Raw genomic sequence first — 15,827 nt, 5'->3', positions numbered from 1 at the left:
CTCCTTCGAGGTCTCCGCTTCGTCCGGCACCTCAGGATGAGGTGACGGGCGGGGATGAGCGGCCGAACGCGATCATTGCAGAGATCACCGCCATGGACGACCACAAGCCGATCGACACCCCTGACGGCCCCGCCGTGGACACGCCCGGCATCGGCGCGCGCCGCTACGAGACGCCGCCGACCGAGCTTCCGATCACGGAGGCGGAGGCCGCGCGGGCTGCCGGGCTCGCCCACAACGAGCACCTGAAGATCGCCAGCGGCTACCTGCGCGGCGGGCTCGCCGACGGGCTCCTCAAGCACGCCACCGGCGCGATTTCCGAGGATGACGGCCAGCTCGTCAAGTTCCACGGCATGTACATGCAGGACGACCGGGACATCCGGGCGGAACGCACCAGGAAGAAGCTCGAGAAGGCCTACAGCTTCATGATCCGCCTGCGCATCGCGGGCGGCGTCGTGACGCCCAAGCAGTGGCTGATCCTCGATAACATCGCCACGACCTATGCCGGCAGCGCCCTGCGGGCGACGACCCGGCAGACGTTCCAGTATCACGGCGTCATCAAGTCGAACCTCAAGCGCACGATGGCGGCGATCGACTCGGCGCTGCTCGACACCATCGCCGCCTGCGGCGACGTGAACCGCAACGTCATGGCCGCGACCAACCCGGCCCAGGCCGGCGCCCACAAGATCGCGCTCCAGCTCGCCAAGGACATTTCCGACACCCTGCTGCCGAAGACCGGCGCGTGGCGCGAGATCTGGCTCGACGGCGAGCGCGTGGTCGGCGGCGAGGATGCGGCCGAGGTCGAGCCGATCTACGGCAAGACCTACCTGCCGCGGAAGTTCAAGACCGTGGTCGCGGTGCCGCCCTCCAACGAGGTCGACATCTTCGCCCACGACCTCGGCTTCATCGCCATCCTCGACAAGAAGAACCGGGTCACGGGCTGGAACGTCACCGTCGGCGGCGGCATGGGCATGACCCACGGCGAGACCGACACGTTTCCGCGCACCGCCGACGTGCTCGGCTTCGTGAAGCCCGAGGATGCCTTGAAGGCGGCCGAGGCGGTGATGACGGTCCAGCGCGACTGGGGCAACCGCAAGAACCGTAAGAACGCCCGCCTCAAGTACACGATCGAGCGCTTCGGCCTCGACGCGTTCCGGGCCGAGGTCGAGAAGCGGATCGGCAAGCCGCTGGCTGAGCCGAAGCCTTTCACCTTCGACGGCAACGGCGACCGCTACGGCTGGGTCGAGGGCGATGACGGGCGCCACCACCTCACGCTCTACGTGCCGTCCGGCCGGATCAAGGACATCGAGGGTGGGCCGCAATTCCTCTCGGGCCTGCGTCGCATCGCCGAGGTGCACGAGGGCGATTTCCGGCTGACCGGCAACCAGAACGTCATCATCGCCAACGTGCCGGCGGGCAAGAAGGCCGAGATCGATGCGCTGGTCGACGAGTACGGCCTGACCCGGGGGGCTTCGGCGCTGCGCCGCAACTCCATGGCCTGCGTCGCCCTGCCGACCTGCGGCCTCGCGCTGGCCGAGAGCGAGCGCTACCTGCCCGACCTCCTCACCGAGCTGGAAGAGAGCCTCGCCCGCCACGGGCTGCAGGACGAGCCCATCACCATCCGCTCGACCGGCTGCCCCAATGGCTGCGCCCGGCCCTTCATCTCGGAAATCGGCCTCGTCGGCCGCGGCCCCGAGCGCTACCACCTCTATCTCGGCGCCGCCTTCGACGGCTCCCGGCTGAGCAAGCTCTACCGCGAGGACGTCACCGCCTCCGAGATCAAGGGCACCCTGGATCCGCTCTTCGCCGCCTATGCCAAGGACCGGCAGCCGGGCGAGCACTTCGGGGATTTCGTGATCCGCGCCGGGTACGTTGCCAAGACGAGCAACGGACCGGACTTCCACGAGCGGACGGGTCCCCTGCGGGCGGCCTGACGGCACGTCTCACGCTGATGGCCGGGGCGAACGCCCCGGCAGTCTACGGCCGTCATTCCGTAGGGGCCGCTTCAGGCCGGCACCACCGCCACGTTGTCGATGAGCCGCGTCCTGCCGAGATAGGCCGCCACCAGCACCCGCGCCTCCCGCTCGGCCCTGGCCACGGGGGCCAGCGTCTGCGCATCGCGCACTTCCAGATACTGCACCGGGCCGAAACCCGCCGCCTCCAGCGCCGCGATGCCCTCGCTCACCAGCGGGCCCGCCTCGGCGCCGCGCGCGAGGTGATCGGCGATCTCGGCGAGCACCGCGTGCAGGCGCGGCGCGACCGCCCGCTCATGCGGGTCGAGGTAGCGGTTGCGCGAGGAGAGGGCGAGGCCGTCCGTCTCGCGCAAGGTCGGAACGCCCTCGATCGTGACCGCGATGTCGAGGTCGCGGACGACCGAGCGGATCACCTGCAACTGCTGAAAATCCTTCTCGCCGAACAGGGCGATGTCGGGCCGCACCTGATGAATGAGCTTGGTCACGACGGTGGCGACGCCGGAGAAGTGGCCGGGCCGGACGCTGCCGCACAGACCCTCCGCCGCCGGGCCGGGCTCGATGCGCGTCGAAAAACCCGTCGGGTACATGGTCTCGACGGAGGGGAGCCAAGCGGCGTCGGCACCGGCTTCGGACAAAAGCGCGAGGTCGGCTTGCGTGTCCCGCGGGTAGCGGGAGAAATCCTCGTTCGGGCCGAACTGGGTCGGGTTCACGAAGATGCTGACGATGGCCCGCCGGCCGACCGCCTTGGCATGCGCCACCAGGGCGAGGTGGCCCGCATGCAGCGCGCCCATGGTCGGCACCAGCACGATCCGGTCGCCGCTCCTCCGCCACGCGTCGACCCGTGCACGGAGGGCCTCAAGGGTGTCGAAGCGAAGGGTCGTGTCGGACATCGGGCAGCTCGGAGCAGGGAAACGCGCCGCACAGGTAAGCGCCTGGGCCGCCGGATGCCAGCGGGGCGGCCCCGCATCACGGGCAATAGCGCAGGGGCCGGTCGAACGGGTCGTCGTAGCCGGGGCCGGGACGGAAGCCGTAATAGCTCGGCTTGCCCAGGCCGTATTCCGAGCCGACGTAGCTCGGGTCGTACGGCGCGTTGGTCGGCACCGGCGCGATGCGCGGGGCGCAGCCGACCAGACGACGGGGGAGGGGGCGGGCCGGCCTGTCGCCCTCGGCATCCCCATCCCCACGGGGGAAGAAGCGCGGCGCCGCGGAGGCCATGGGCGGGCCGGGCTCGAACATCGGCAGGTCGGCCGCTGATACGGAGCTGCCGTGGAGACCGGAAAGGGCGAGGAGAGCACCGAGCACCCGCTGCCGACCGGCCGTCATCACATCACTCTCCCGCTCCGCTGCACGATGCCTCGCAGCCTATGGTGAACGGATCGTTACCGCGTGGCGCGCTCACGCCCGCGGATAGACGATGACCGAGAGATAGGTCATCGGCGTCTTGATGAGCTTGGCCGGGCCGTGCAGGCCGTTCGAATCGAACATCAGCGCGTCGCCGGGCTCCAGATGATAGTCCTGGCCCGAATGGTGATACATCACCTCGCCGGTCAGCATGTAGATGAACTCCGTCCCGACATGGCGAAAGCTCGTATAGGCCTCGGCCTCGTCCTGGAGGGTGATGAGGTAGGGCTCCACCACCACGTCGCCGCGGATGCCGGCGCCCAGAAGCTCGTAGAGATGCCCGACTTTGGTGCCGCGCCGCTCGATCGGCACGCCGTGGCCGCGCTTCACGTGGCTGCAGTCACGGGTTTCCTCGAAGGCGGCGAAAAGGCCGGTGATCGGCACGTTGAGGGCCGAGGCGATCGCGTTGATCGAGGCGAGCGAGGGCGAGATCGCACCGTTCTCGATCTTGGAGATCATGCCGGGCGAGATGCCGGCCGCACTGCCGAGATCGGCCACCGACAGGTCGCGCTCCCTCCGAAGCAGGCGAACCTGATGGCCGAGCGCCTTTTCCAGGGGGCGCTCCTCCACGACGGGCGCGTTCGACGCTGTGTTCAGCATGGATCCCTGGCTGCTCCTTTCGCCGTTGCGGCACGAAAATATTATGGTGCAGGATTTCGACACCGCCACCGGGAACGGTCGTTGCGGAGCGCATTTGCCCAGCGGCAATGCCCATTTAACGATGCCGATCATCGGTACGCGGCGGCGAAGAAGTCTCTGTTCCGCCCCCGCATTTGCCCCCGACACCGAAATTTCCGGGGGGTAGTGCGAAGTGAGAGTGTTTCGGGTTCGTGCAGGCTGTCACGGCGATACGTGCCCGCATTCAAGGTTCGTGAAAACACCCTGCCACCAGCGGACGCTTCACTGTCCGATACGAAGAAAGGGCCGGCACTGTCCGCGCCGACCCTCCCCAAAAACGGTCCTCGCTTGAAATCCTAGAAACTGAAACCCCACTGTGCACAGCGACTGTGTGTGTTACTCGTTGTCGCTGCTCTCGGAATTCGGCGGAAGGTAGCTGCGACCGTCTACAAGCGGCACTGTTCTCGGATCAGACACAGGCTTAAGGCGTCGGTCAGCCCTACCTCGCGGCGCATGGAAAAAGGCAACTTTTCCACAGCTGAACTCAGCACATCGGTGCTGCCGACGAGAACCACGCGATCGATCGCTCGTGTGATGGCCGTGTAGATCAACGATCGATCGAGCAGCTTCGATGCGACGATCGGAACTACAACCGTGCCGAAACCGGAGCCCTGGGCCTTGTGAACGGTGATGGCGTAGGCGTGGTCGAGATCCTCGAGGTCGCGGCCCGACAGGTGCTGCTCTGACCCGTCGAAGTCCGCGAGGACGGATCCCTCCGCCTCGACAGCCATCACCTTGCCCAGGCTGCCATTGCGAAGGTCCCGGCGGTAGTCGTTTCGTAGGAAGACCACCGGCTCGCCGGCGACGAACCGGCCGAGCCCGGCTGCCCGGCGTCCCGACGACATGATCCGGTGGAAGTAGGCGTTCATGGCGACGGTGCCGCTGGGGCCTGCCTTCAGGGGCGAGAGGATCCGCACAGCCTCGACACCTCCGAGCTCGGCGACGGCGTCGACCACGCGCTCGGCCACCTCGTCCGGACGGCATTCGATCAAGGAGACGCCGCCGGCGTGCGGTTCGAAGGGGCCAAGGTTGGGAAGCCTGCCTTCGCGGACCGCGGCGGCCGCCACAGGGATACCGGAAGCCGCGGCCTGGCGCCTGATCGTCCGCAGCTCGACCTTCGGTACAGCCGCGACCTGCACGAGCGAGTGGAGCGTAAGGCCGAAGCCGATCGGCGGAAGCTGCGCTGGATCTCCCACCAGCAGGAGGCGCCCGCTCGACGGCATCGCCCGCAGGATCCGATAGAGGGTCGGAAGATCGAGCATCGAGCACTCGTCGACCACGACCAAGGCCTCGGGCCCGACGACGAGCTGATGCACTTCCACGGCCTTCAGAAACGCCGCGATCGTCGATGCCTTCCTGCCGGTCGCTTCGCTCATCCTGACTGCGGCGCGCCCGGCGAGCGCCATCAGGTGGACCGCGCGTCCGAAGTGCTCCGACGTGGCTACGACCGCCTTCAGGGCTGTCGTCTTGCCGACTCCCGCTCCGCCGACGACAAGTCCGAACCGGCTGGTCAGCGCAAGATGGACGGCTGCACGCTGGTCCTCTCCGAGTTCGACATCCGAGGCAGCCGCTGCCCGGTCGAGCCACACGTCCACATCTGCAGGCCTCACGTCTCGAGCTATCAGATCCTCGCTCCCCTGCCCTTCCATCATGGTGGCGACGGCGTCGGCCACGAACGCCTCCATCATGGCCGCACCGGCGGGCTGGAGACCGGCCCCGCTGACGACCGCTGCTCCCGACGCGATAGCGTTCGAGACGGCTTCGGCGGCCTGTCGGCTGGGGCACGAGAGGAGGCTCGCGACCCGCCTCTCGACTTCCTGCCGTCGCGTCCGGGTGTGGTGCTCGTCCAGGCGGCGGTACAGCACGGCCTCGACGGCGGCGACCGATCGGGTCTCCGCATCCAGCGGAAGGCCGAGTCTTCGAGCCGCCGCGTCAACCGCGGCGAAGTTCGCGACAGCCATCATCGGCCAGGGATCTTCGCGCAGACGAATGGCGGCGTCTGCGCCCCAGAGCGCGACGACCCTGCGGGCAAGCCTGCCTTCAAAGTCATTCTCGGCCAGCCAGACGACGATGTCGTTCTCGGCTTGGCGATCACGCCATGCCTCAACGAGAACTTCAGCCCGCTCTATGCCGATCACCTGAGCGAGGCGCGGCACGTCGCCCTCACCCAGGACACGCGAGAGATCGTCGCCCAGCGCCACCTGAAGGCGGCTCGCGGTCGCATAGCCTATACCAGGGAAGGTAGGATCTTCAGCTAGGTGGCGGACCAAGGCATTTTGGCGTTGAACAGACGGCATAAGATAGGGTCCGTCAGGTGCACGACCAACAAGTCGTCAGACGGCGAACGCATCCATCGTGCCCGATGCCGCACCAAAGTGACCGCCGCCCGACAATCAGGAAGACGAGCGACGCAGAGGTTCGTCTCAGAAGATCATGCCATGTTCGTAGATCCAGTTCCGACGGATTAGGGTGATCCACCGGATGCGTGTGCCATTCGCCAACAAAGGTGTCTGTCCCTTCGCTCCGCTCCCAGGCGCCTAGCGCTGCCGCCTGATGTCCAGCGTCCCGCCGGTCGAACAGATTGTTCCGTCGGCAGTCGCCGGGTAGGGGCGTCGTGCACGTGCCGACCACTACGTGCGGCCCACGATAATTGCCAATCAGAATCCCGCCCGCCTCAAGCAGGATTTCCTGTTCCGTCAGGAATATGCCGATCGCAGCTTCCACTTTGGGATCAATCTGGACGAAGCCTTCCGCCGTCCCCAGGATCACGATCTAACTCCGCAGGCAGGGCATGCGTTTAGATATGTTGGACTGCCGTTCTGCACCTGAAATGCCCGGCGACTATCGAGCGTAAGTGAGCGAAACCGGTTGCCGGCATTGCCGTTGACCCAGTCGATGGTGAGTTCGCAGGCCAGCGCTGCCGCCGCCACCGAACGCGACACTGGGAATGGGATGTACTCGGCGTCGCCGCAGCCCAGGTTGGAGATGGTTTCAAGGCTGCTACCTGGCCGTAGAGCCCTGTAGCGAGGAGGACCTGCGAGTTCGGGCTTGAGGCACTTCAGGCAAGCGCGCTCAGGCTCGCCAGTCATGAGGCACTGAGCGATCGCACCATTGCCCAACAACCAGACGAAAAGATGGGGCGGGGAGGAAGGGCGGCTTTGGACCGCGTGCTCATTCAGGGCAAGCGACAGAGCCTCCTCGCCCGTTGCGTCGATTACAAGATCATAGCGGTCCCAGGACAGCTTCTGCGTGAGCACATTGCCAGCATAGCTCTCTATGGCCAGGGGAGGGAGCTGCTCGAGTAGAAACTCCGCGCAGGCCTCCGCCTTATTCCGTCCGAGATAAGGCACTCCTAGGAGGTGCCTGCCGAGATTGCCCGTACTTAGAACGTCGGAATCGACAAGGGATAGATAACCTTGTCCCGCGCCGGCACCGCACTGCGCGAGTTGCTGCGCGAGGAAGCCTCCGATTGTGCCGCATCCGATCAGCAGGATCCGCTTGTCGGTGAGGTTGATCATGCTTCCGAGATTCCGGCTGAAAAGATAGCCTGCGTCGCTACGAACACCGACAAAGCGTTCCAACTGCGTGCTGGACGGGTTCCGTTCCATTACCTCCGGCAGCATCTTGCGCCTGGTCTTCAGGAACTCAGGTTTTTGGAGGTATTGTGGTACGAATGACCTGACCGGCTGGCTTTGGACCGGGCTGATTGAGAGGATCAGCCGGAACTGAAGGAGTCGGACATGCGGCGAGGTCAGAAGACGAGCGCGGAGCAGGTGGTGCTGAAGCTGCGCCAGATCGAGGTGCAGACAGCCCAGGGCAAGAGCTTGGCGCTGGCGTGCAAGGAGGCGGAGATCTCCGAGCAGAGCTATTACCGCTGGCGCAAGGAGTACGGCGGCCTGCAGGTCGATCAAGCCAGGAAGATGAAGGATCTTGAGCGCGAGAACGCTCGGTTGCGCCGGCTCGTGGCTGACCTATCCCTGGAGAAGCAGGTGCTGGCGGACGTCGCCTCGGGAAACTTGTAGCCCCCGAGCGACGCCGGCAGGCAGTGGACGGGATCCGGGAGAAGTATGGTCTGTCCGAGCGTCACGCCTGCCGGATCGTCGGCCAGCACCGCGGCACACAACGCTACGTGCCGACCGTGCCGGCCGACGAGGATGAGCTGACCCGCGCCATCGTTGCCCTGGCGTCTGAGTACGGGCGCTACGGCTACCGCCGTGTCACCGCGCTGCTGCAAGCAGACGGCTGGCAGGTCGGCAAGGATCGGGTTCAGCGCATCTGGCGTCGCGAGGGGCTGAAGGTCCCTAGCCGACAGAGACCCCGCAGCCGCTTGTGGCTGAACGACGGTTCGTGCGTGCGGCTACGACCGCTCCACCGCAATCACGTCTGGAGCTTCGACTTCGTGCGGGCCCAGACGCACGACGGGCGAAGCCTGCGCATTCTGACGCTGATCGACGAGCATAGCCGGACGTGCCTGGCGTTGAAGGTGGCGCGGCGCATCAACAGCCTTGGTGTGATCGAGGCGCTGGCCGACGCGATGTGCCTGCACGGCATCCCGGAGCATATCCGGTGCGACAATGGTCCTGAGATGATCGCCAAGGCACTCCGCAAATGGGTCGCCAAGACAGGCCCTCAGATCCAGTACATCGCCCCGGGCTCGCCGTGGGAGAACGGGTATTGCGAGAGCTTCAACGGCAAGCTGCGCGATGAGTGCCTACGCCAGGAGATCTTCTACTCGCTGAGAGAAGCACAGGTCGTAATTGGCCTATGGCAGAACACCTACAACCGTGTCCGGCCGCATTCGTCGCTGGGCTGCCGGCCGCCCGCGCCTGTCAGCTTCTCGGATCTGGCCTTCCGGCTACCCATGGCCAACACCATGCAGTAGCCTCGCAACTGGCCCGGTCCAAAATACCGGTCAGGTCAGTTCGGGCACAGACCCCTGGCTTCGGCGCACACCTCACGCTTCAGCGCTCTCGCCGCATAGCCATCGACTTTGCCAACAGTGTCCGAAGATTTATCATCCTCTGAAACTTGTAAGGTTTGCGTGCTTGCTAATTAAACGGTGGGGAGCGGACGAAGCTGCATGTGAGTACGGCGACGCCAATCGCTTGGGGTCGTACCCGTCCAGTGCAGGAAGGCCCGGCTGAAATGGGCCGCATCCGCATAGCCGAGTTCGAGTCCGATCCGACCAATCGACTGCGCTTCGTCTGACAGGAGCGCCTTCGCCCGTCGGATCAGCACGCTGCGCTGAAGGTCGGCATACCGCCTACCGGTCTCCTCCAGGCGGCGCTGCAGCGTCCTGCGTGAGAAGCCGAGACGGCCGGCAATGCCATCGATGGTGGGACGGCCCCCATCCACCCCGAGTTCGATCAGGTGTGCAACGCAGGCCGCAAAGTCCTCGCCGATCGGCTCGTCCTCACCCGCATGCGCCTGGGTCGGATCCAAGCGTTTCGGGTTCTCGGCATCGAGATGGTTGGCGGGAAAGACCAGGCCGGCCCGAGCCCCTAGAACTATCTCGCAGCCGAGCATTGCCTCGATCTCGGGACGTTCCGCCAAATGCGCGCCCGTCACTACGGCTCGCTCCGGCCGCCATGCGGGGCCGAGGAAATGGCGTACCGTGCCGAGCAGGTAGCCAAGCGCGAGGATCTCGTTCGCCTGACGCCCGCTGTCTATCCGCTCGGCCACGGCGTAGCCGTAGAACGCGCTCCGATCCTGTCGGCGCAGTCCTGTCCAGGTCGCGGTCTGAAGGAGGAGCGGGGTGACGATTTCGACTCGTGCGATGGCCGCCCCGAGCGTGTCGGCAGACTGAACCTGTTGGCCGATAGGTCCCAGTCCGGTGATCCCGGTGCGCATCGAGAGCTGGGCTGGGAGGGCCGGGTCGCCGATCTCTCGGATCGCCGCATCGACGAGCCGGAGTTGGTCACGCAGCAGGATCAGGCGGTCGGGCGTGTCGAGGAGCGTCAGCGGTATCTCAGCCCGGCCGAACACCCGCGCGACCGAGCCGCCCGCCGCGGTGATGGCCTCGGCGATCGGTCCCATGGTGCGTGCCCGGGTCAGGCCGTGTGCCGGCATAAGCGTCCCCCTACTGCAGGGTCGGTGTGTTGGCACCGAATGGCAAGGGCGTCCGCCGCGATCCGCGTAAGCCTGGATCTGCTCGCGGGGCACACTCGCGGTGGGACGTTCTCAGGCGTCCTGCGCGTCGGCAAGGACAGGACCCATCAGGAGCACGTCATGGCAACGCTCGCATTCGATGACCGCAACATCGTCTGGCGGACGGTCGAAGGCTTCGATCACGCCGCCTATCATATCCTGAGTGTCGATGAGGATGCCCGGATCGTTGACCTGCTGTTCAAGTTTGCGGCGAACGAGCGGATCGCGCTGCATCGACACGCGGCGTCTTACCGGACCCTCGTTCTCCAGGGCGAGTTGCGGATCTACCGGCCTGACGGGGAGCTGAAAGAGGTTCGACCGGTCGGGAGCTATGTCGCGGGTAAAGCCGGAGGCGAGCCCCATACGGAAGGCGGCGGCGACCAAGACGTGATCGTCTACTTCACGAACCGCGATATCGACGGCCCCGTCTACGAGATCCTCGACGAGCACCACCGGGTCGTAGCGACCTTCGGGATCCCGGAGTTCAAGGCGCTCTACGAGGCACAGTCATCATGTGCCGCCTGATCCCTGTGAATCGCCCGCGCCTGAACCCAATCGACAGCCGCGCGCAGATAAGGCCCATCGCGGAGGCTTGGGTCTCGAATGCGTGCCGATCTATGTGGGTCGGCGCGCTCGCGCTTCACCTGATGACACTCGGGCTGTGCCAGGCCGATGTGGCGGAAGCGCAGCCGGTCCGGTTGGCAGTTTTGCCGATCAAGCTCCTCGACACCTCGGGCGAGCCGACGGACCAGTCGAAGCAACATGCGGAACGGATGCAGCGCCTTGCCGAGGATCTGGCGTCCGACCTCACTCGCTCGGGACGATACCAAGCGACGCTGCTGCCCGCCGAACTCCTGCTGAAGGACTGCCCCACCGGTGACGCTCAATGCCTGCTGCGGGCGTCACGGGCGCAGGGAGCCGAGTTGGTTCTCGTCGGCGTCGTGCACAAGAGCAGTACGCTGATCCTGCAGCTCTGGGCCCGGCTGGTGGATGCCCGCACTGGCCGCGATGTCTTCTCGCGCGATCTCAACTTCCGCGGCGATACCGACGAGGCGTGGCGGCGGGCCGAGGCCTTCCTCATCGGCCAAATTCGTGACGGGACAGCAAAAATCCGCTGACTTACTCCTTGGACGTAGCTCACACTTATGGCTCAGCTCTGAAACCTGCGCCTAGTAAACCCGCACCGATCGCCAACCAGACTAGATGCGCGTCGTTTCTAGCTCCAAGCTTAGCCTTGATGCCGTAATGATAGTTCTGGACGGTCTTTGGGCTGAGATGGAGTGCCTTAGCGATAGCTTCCGTCGCCATGCCAGAGGCCACGAGGCGCAGGATCTCCATCTCACGAGGGGCAAGGTCGTCCAGCGGCGAGTTCTTGCCTGCGAGCCGCTCGGCCGCGAGCTCCTGGGCGATGTCGGCGCTGACCGCCTGCCGGCCTCGCGCCACCGCGGTCACCGCGGCGACGAGCTCAGAGGGCGCGCTGCTTTTCGTGACGTAGCCGGCGGCGCCCGCCTCGAACGCCTTGAGGGCGAAGGCCGACCCTTGGTGCATCGTGAAGACTAGGATGCGGGCCTGCCCGTCCCACTGCCGGATGTTGCGAATCGCCTCAAGCCCGCTGGGGCCGCCGAGGCTCAGATCCATGACGACGACGCTTGGTGCCGTCTCGCGAAAGAGGCGGTATGCTTCCGCGGCCGTCTCCGCCTCGGCGACCACCCGGAAGCCCGCCTGCCGTTCGAGGAGGCGGCGGTAGCCCTCGCGGACGACCGGGTGGTCGTCGACGAGCAGGATTGTGACCTCGCTCACGCCGCGACGCGCCCTAAGCTTAGGGAGGTTTCATCCCGGTCGACCGACGCCCGATGCGCCGGCAAGGCCGAGATCGGGACGGAACCGTCCAGGACATGCCTGGCGATGGGGATGACCGCCTCGATGCGAAGGCCGTTTCGGGCTGAGCCGATCCACAGCCGGCCCCCGAGGGCCTCGACGCGCTCGCGCATGCCGAGGAGGCCGTGCCCCTCCGCCCCGTCTGTGTCTGCCGGGACGCCGCCGCCATCGTCGCGCACGACGACGACGACCGCATCGGCGGAAACGCCGAGTTGCACGTTGATCTCCGTTGGTCGGCCGTGGCGCACCGCGTTCGTGAGGCACTCCTGGACGACGCGGTAGACGCTAAGCGCGACCGGCCCCGGCACGCCAGAGAGGTCGTCATCGACCGCGAGCCTGAAGGCGGGTGTCTCGCGTCGCTGCCATGTGGCGACGAGCCGTTGCAGGGCCCGCTGCAAACCGAACTCGTCAAGGTCCGGTGGTCGAAGGTGCGCCAAGGCCTCGCGCAGCGTCTGCATCATCTGCCGGGTGATGCGCGAGATAGCCTGGGCATCCTCGTGCAGGTCCGGCCGGTCCGCTGCTCCAGCCTGGATCGCAGCTGCGAGCGCGCCAGTCGCGGTCAGGCACTGCCCGAACTCGTCGTGCAGCTCGCGGGCGAGCGCCCGGCGCTCCTCCTCCTGGACCTGGAACAGGCGCTGGGTCAGGGCCTTGCGCTCCGCGGTGCTACGCTCAAGTCCGTGCCCGAGCGCGTTGACGGCTCCGGCGATCCGGTCAAATCCGCCGGAGCGGAGACGCGGCAGCCGTGCAGCAAGGTCACCATGCTCCAGCCTGGCCAGGACGCGTGTGATCAGCGCCGCCGGGCGCAGCGTCAGGCCGATCACCACCGTTGCCAGTAGCCCGATGCAGACCGCCATCGCGAAAGCGGTGCCGACCAGGACGCGCACCTGCCGCCAGACCTGGCGTACCATCGCGCCGGGGTCCGGCGTTGCGATGACGGTGCCGGCTTCCCTCCTGTTCAGGGTAATCGACCGTCGAACAGGCACGCTCTGTCCGAGTAGGCGCCGGTGCAGGGCCTCGAACCAGGCCGGGGACGGTCCGCCGGCGGTCTCAAGCCCGCTGCACTGGGTCTGTGTGGCCTCACCCTCCCAGGTCAGCGCTACGCAGTTGCCGGGACTGATGAAGCGGAGCGTGTGCGAGCTCCGCCAGTCCGGGAAGGCGTACTTGGCGTAGCGGCCGGCACTGCCGCGCCAGGTCAGCTCGCGCCAGGCCAGTTCCTGCGCCTCCCGCACCACCCGGTCGGCGGAGCCGACGGCCTCATCATGGATGCCCCGGTGGACTTCGAGCACCATCCAGGCTGTCGCGCCGGCCACGCACAGGGCGACGACGGCCATGACGCGCAGGACCAAACCGACTAACAGGCTCATCCGCGTTCCTCCCAGGGATAGCAGGCGCCGTTCTGTCGATACTGGCAAGGCATGGCCGCTCATCTCGGGCAAAATGCCCAGACCTACGCGGGGAATCTGCCCTACGCCGCCTCTTAGGATTTCCATAACTTCACGAGCGCCGATCCAACCCGACCCGCAGAGGGCACCAGGACGGCACGCGGAGGAAATCCATGCGACAGGCTCATCTCCTCGGTCTGATGCTCGCTTTGGGCACGACTGGGGCACTTGCCAACGAAGACGTTCTGAAGCGCATTCAGGACCCTAATCAGCAGGTGCTTCAAACGCTCGACTACGCCAACACGCGCTACTCGAAGCTCGACCAGATCAACGCATCGAACGTGAAGAACCTCCAGGTGGCCTGGACCTTCTCTACCGGCGTGCTGCGCGGCCACGAAGGCTCGCCGCTGGTCGTGGGTGACATCATGTACGTCCACACACCCTTCCCGAACATCGTCTACGCGCTCGACCTGAACAATGAGGCGAAGATCCTCTGGAAGTACGAGCCCAAGCAGGATCCGTCCGTGATCCCGGTGATGTGCTGCGACACGGTCAACCGTGGCCTGGCCTACGCCGACGGGGCGGTCATCCTGCACCAGGCCGACACCACCCTCGTCTCGCTCGACGCCAAGACTGGCAAGGTCAATTGGTCGGTGAAGAATGGCGACTCAAAGGTTGGCGAGACCAACACGGCCACCGTGCTTCCGGTGAAGGACAAGATCATCGTCGGCATCTCGGGAGCCGAGTACGGCATCCGTGGGCACATGACCGCCTACGATGCCAAGAGCGGCAAGCAGGTCTGGCGCGCCTACAGTGTTGGTCCTGACAACGAGATGCTGGTCGATCCCGAGAAAACCACCTCGCTCGGCAAGCCGATCGGCAAGGACTCCTCGCTGAAGACCTGGGAAGGCGATCAGTGGAAGACTGGTGGCGGGGCGACCTGGGGTTGGTACTCCTACGATCCCAAGCTGGACCTTTTTTACTACGGTACTGCCAATCCCTCGACCTGGAACCCGAAGCAACGCCCAGGCGACAACAAGTGGACGATGGCGATCTTCGCGCGTAACCCGGACACCGGGCAAGCGAAGTGGATCTACCAGATGACTCCGCACGACGAGTGGGACTACGACGGCATCAACGAAATGATCCTCACCGACCAAAAGGTCGACGGCAAGGACCGTCCGCTGCTGACGCACTTCGACCGCAACGGCTTCGCCTACACCCTCGACCGGGCGACCGGAGAGGTCCTGGTGGCTGAGAAGTTCGATCCGGTGGTGAACTGGGCCACCAAGGTTGACCTCGACAAGGGTTCGAAGAACTATGGCCGGCCGCTGGTCGTATCGAAATACTCGACCGACCAGAACGGCGAGGACGTGAACTCGAAAGGCATCTGCCCGGCCGCACTCGGCACCAAGGACCAGCAGCCGGCGGCTTTCTCGCCCAAGACGCAGCTGTTCTACGTGCCGACCAACCACGTCTGCATGGACTACGAGCCCTTCAAGGTGTCCTACACCCCGGGCCAGCCCTACGTCGGTGCGACCCTCTCGATGTATCCGGCTCCCGGTGGCCACGGCGGCATGGGCAACTTCATCGCCTGGGACAACATTTCGGGTAAGATCAAGTGGTCCAACCCCGAGCAGTTCTCGGTGTGGTCGGGTGCGCTCGCCACCGCCGGTGATGTGGTCTTTTACGGCACGCTGGAAGGTTACCTGAAGGCGGTCGACTCGAAGACCGGAAAGGAACTGTACAAGTTCAAGACCGCCTCGGGCGTCATCGGTAACGTGATGACCTACACGCACAAGGGTAAGCAGCACATCGCGGTGCTCTCGGGCGTGGGCGGCTGGGCGGGCATCGGCCTCGCGGCCGGTCTTACCGACCCGAACGCCGGCCTCGGCGCGGTGGGTGGCTACGCGGCCCTGTCCCAGTACACCAATCTTGGCGGCCAGTTGACCGTCTTCGCCCTGCCGAACTGACCGAATCCACCTGCGGCAGCCTAGCGCCGCAGGCGGTCCCCAGATGCAGGAGGCATGTTTGCGACAGACTTGATCCATGGTCCTGGTCGGCATCGAAAACGCTTCGATTCCTCCGGCCTCCTGTTTCTGGCCAGTCATGGATGCGGCCGCTCCTCATGGGGCGCGCCGCTTTTTTTCTTTTCTCCGCTGCCCTCCGATATAGAGAAAAGCCCCGGTCCGGCCGCGATAGGGCTTCGTCGGTTTCACCGATGCGGCAGAGTTCTCCCATGACCGCGGATCGAGTCCGTAGCGAACAGGCTTCGGGCGGGAGGACCTGATCCAGGCGCCCGGGCTCTCGTTCACGGTCTCCACCATCGCGCTCACCATCCCGCTGGCCTCGGGCGGCGTTCTGAGCGTCG

14 protein-coding genes are annotated in these 15,827 nt (G+C 65.8%); 5 read left to right on the top strand and 9 right to left on the bottom strand.

The genetic code is table 11. The annotated features are described in order from the left end of the window. The first annotated feature begins 92 nt into the window (after positions 1–92). Positions 93–1,931, top strand: coding sequence for an NADPH-dependent assimilatory sulfite reductase hemoprotein subunit (locus tag E4V01_RS01560; protein WP_135297211.1), 1,839 nt, complete (start codon positions 93–95; stop codon positions 1,929–1,931). A gap of 71 nt (positions 1,932–2,002) precedes the next feature. Here E4V01_RS01560 and panC read toward each other — a convergent pair whose 3' ends face one another. From panC to E4V01_RS01525, 6 genes are all read right to left on the bottom strand, one after another. Beyond that, positions 2,003–2,860 (bottom strand): pantoate--beta-alanine ligase, encoded by an 858-nt coding sequence (panC, locus tag E4V01_RS01555; protein ID WP_135297164.1) that lies wholly within the window; start codon positions 2,858–2,860, stop codon positions 2,003–2,005. A gap of 76 nt (positions 2,861–2,936) precedes the next feature. After that, on the bottom strand, positions 2,937–3,293 hold the full coding sequence (locus E4V01_RS01550; protein WP_135297163.1) for a hypothetical protein: 357 nt from the start codon (positions 3,291–3,293) through the stop codon (positions 2,937–2,939). Positions 3,294–3,365: 72 nt separating this feature from the next. Beyond that, on the bottom strand, positions 3,366–3,971 hold the full coding sequence (locus E4V01_RS01545; RefSeq protein ID WP_060769760.1) for an XRE family transcriptional regulator: 606 nt from the start codon (positions 3,969–3,971) through the stop codon (positions 3,366–3,368). A gap of 464 nt (positions 3,972–4,435) precedes the next feature. After that, complete coding sequence (locus E4V01_RS01535) at positions 4,436–6,250, bottom strand: AAA family ATPase (protein ID WP_193763124.1); 1,815 nt, start codon at positions 6,248–6,250, stop codon at positions 4,436–4,438. A gap of 109 nt (positions 6,251–6,359) precedes the next feature. Continuing rightward, entirely contained in the window at positions 6,360–6,818 is a 459-nt protein-coding gene (locus tag E4V01_RS01530; protein ID WP_193763123.1) for a Mov34/MPN/PAD-1 family protein, read from the bottom strand. Further along, on the bottom strand, positions 6,815–7,672 hold the full coding sequence (locus E4V01_RS01525; RefSeq protein ID WP_135297160.1) for a ThiF family adenylyltransferase: 858 nt from the start codon (positions 7,670–7,672) through the stop codon (positions 6,815–6,817). Before E4V01_RS01525 ends, E4V01_RS01530 begins: the two co-directional genes overlap by 4 nt. 117 nt (positions 7,673–7,789) lie before the next feature. Between E4V01_RS01525 and E4V01_RS01520 the strand changes: the two genes are divergently transcribed. Continuing rightward, positions 7,790–8,931, top strand: a protein-coding gene (locus E4V01_RS01520) for an IS3 family transposase (RefSeq protein WP_135297159.1) whose coding sequence is annotated in 2 segments (ribosomal slippage) — positions 7,790–8,057 and positions 8,057–8,931 — 1,143 coding nt in all. Because the reading frame shifts where the segments join, the coding sequence is not laid out codon by codon here. A gap of 170 nt (positions 8,932–9,101) precedes the next feature. On the opposite strand, the gene E4V01_RS01515 is transcribed toward E4V01_RS01520, so the two are convergent. Further along, entirely contained in the window at positions 9,102–10,118 is a 1,017-nt protein-coding gene (locus tag E4V01_RS01515; protein WP_135297158.1) for an AraC family transcriptional regulator, read from the bottom strand. A 159-nt stretch (positions 10,119–10,277) separates the two neighbouring features. Here E4V01_RS01515 and E4V01_RS01510 point away from each other — a divergent pair, with 159 nt between their 5' ends. Further along, positions 10,278–10,721, top strand: coding sequence for a regulator (locus E4V01_RS01510; protein WP_135297157.1), 444 nt, complete (start codon positions 10,278–10,280; stop codon positions 10,719–10,721). After that, entirely contained in the window at positions 10,709–11,314 is a 606-nt protein-coding gene (locus E4V01_RS01505) for a DUF2380 domain-containing protein (RefSeq protein WP_245517382.1), read from the top strand. Before E4V01_RS01510 ends, E4V01_RS01505 begins: the two co-directional genes overlap by 13 nt. 25 nt (positions 11,315–11,339) lie before the next feature. Here E4V01_RS01505 and E4V01_RS01500 read toward each other — a convergent pair whose 3' ends face one another. Together E4V01_RS01500 and E4V01_RS01495 are read right to left on the bottom strand one after the other, a co-directional pair. Further along, the gene (locus E4V01_RS01500; protein WP_135297156.1) at positions 11,340–11,996 is read right to left on the bottom strand and encodes a response regulator transcription factor; all 657 of its coding nucleotides are present in this window, start codon (positions 11,994–11,996) and stop codon (positions 11,340–11,342) included. Further along, the gene (locus E4V01_RS01495; RefSeq protein ID WP_135297155.1) at positions 11,993–13,438 is read right to left on the bottom strand and encodes a sensor histidine kinase; all 1,446 of its coding nucleotides are present in this window, start codon (positions 13,436–13,438) and stop codon (positions 11,993–11,995) included. Before E4V01_RS01495 ends, E4V01_RS01500 begins: the two co-directional genes overlap by 4 nt. A gap of 191 nt (positions 13,439–13,629) precedes the next feature. Between E4V01_RS01495 and E4V01_RS01490 the strand changes: the two genes are divergently transcribed. Continuing rightward, complete coding sequence (locus tag E4V01_RS01490; protein ID WP_135297154.1) at positions 13,630–15,429, top strand: methanol/ethanol family PQQ-dependent dehydrogenase; 1,800 nt, start codon at positions 13,630–13,632, stop codon at positions 15,427–15,429. Positions 15,430–15,827 lie beyond the last annotated feature (398 nt).

It is taken from the genome of Methylorubrum sp. Q1 (assembly GCF_004683995.1).
Lineage (GTDB): Bacteria > Pseudomonadota > Alphaproteobacteria > Rhizobiales > Beijerinckiaceae > Methylobacterium.
The sequence above is the reverse complement of the archived record's forward strand: the minus strand, read 5'-3'. Positions and strand labels throughout refer to the sequence as shown.

What these genes read in the sequence shown, in the direction of transcription:
- E4V01_RS01560 (WP_135297211.1), top strand. Translation starts at nt 93, where the DNA reads ATGGACGACCACAAGCCGATCGACACCCCTGACGGCCCCGCCGTGGAC.
- panC (WP_135297164.1), bottom strand. Translation starts at nt 2,860, where the DNA reads ATGTCCGACACGACCCTTCGCTTCGACACCCTTGAGGCCCTCCGTGCA.
- E4V01_RS01550 (WP_135297163.1), bottom strand. Translation starts at nt 3,293, where the DNA reads ATGACGGCCGGTCGGCAGCGGGTGCTCGGTGCTCTCCTCGCCCTTTCC.
- E4V01_RS01545 (WP_060769760.1), bottom strand. Translation starts at nt 3,971, where the DNA reads ATGCTGAACACAGCGTCGAACGCGCCCGTCGTGGAGGAGCGCCCCCTG.
- E4V01_RS01525 (WP_135297160.1), bottom strand. Translation starts at nt 7,672, where the DNA reads ATGCTGCCGGAGGTAATGGAACGGAACCCGTCCAGCACGCAGTTGGAA.
- E4V01_RS01515 (WP_135297158.1), bottom strand. Translation starts at nt 10,118, where the DNA reads ATGCCGGCACACGGCCTGACCCGGGCACGCACCATGGGACCGATCGCC.
- E4V01_RS01510 (WP_135297157.1), top strand. Translation starts at nt 10,278, where the DNA reads ATGGCAACGCTCGCATTCGATGACCGCAACATCGTCTGGCGGACGGTC.
- E4V01_RS01505 (WP_245517382.1), top strand. Translation starts at nt 10,709, where the DNA reads ATGTGCCGCCTGATCCCTGTGAATCGCCCGCGCCTGAACCCAATCGAC.
- E4V01_RS01495 (WP_135297155.1), bottom strand. Translation starts at nt 13,438, where the DNA reads ATGAGCCTGTTAGTCGGTTTGGTCCTGCGCGTCATGGCCGTCGTCGCC.
- E4V01_RS01490 (WP_135297154.1), top strand. Translation starts at nt 13,630, where the DNA reads ATGCGACAGGCTCATCTCCTCGGTCTGATGCTCGCTTTGGGCACGACT.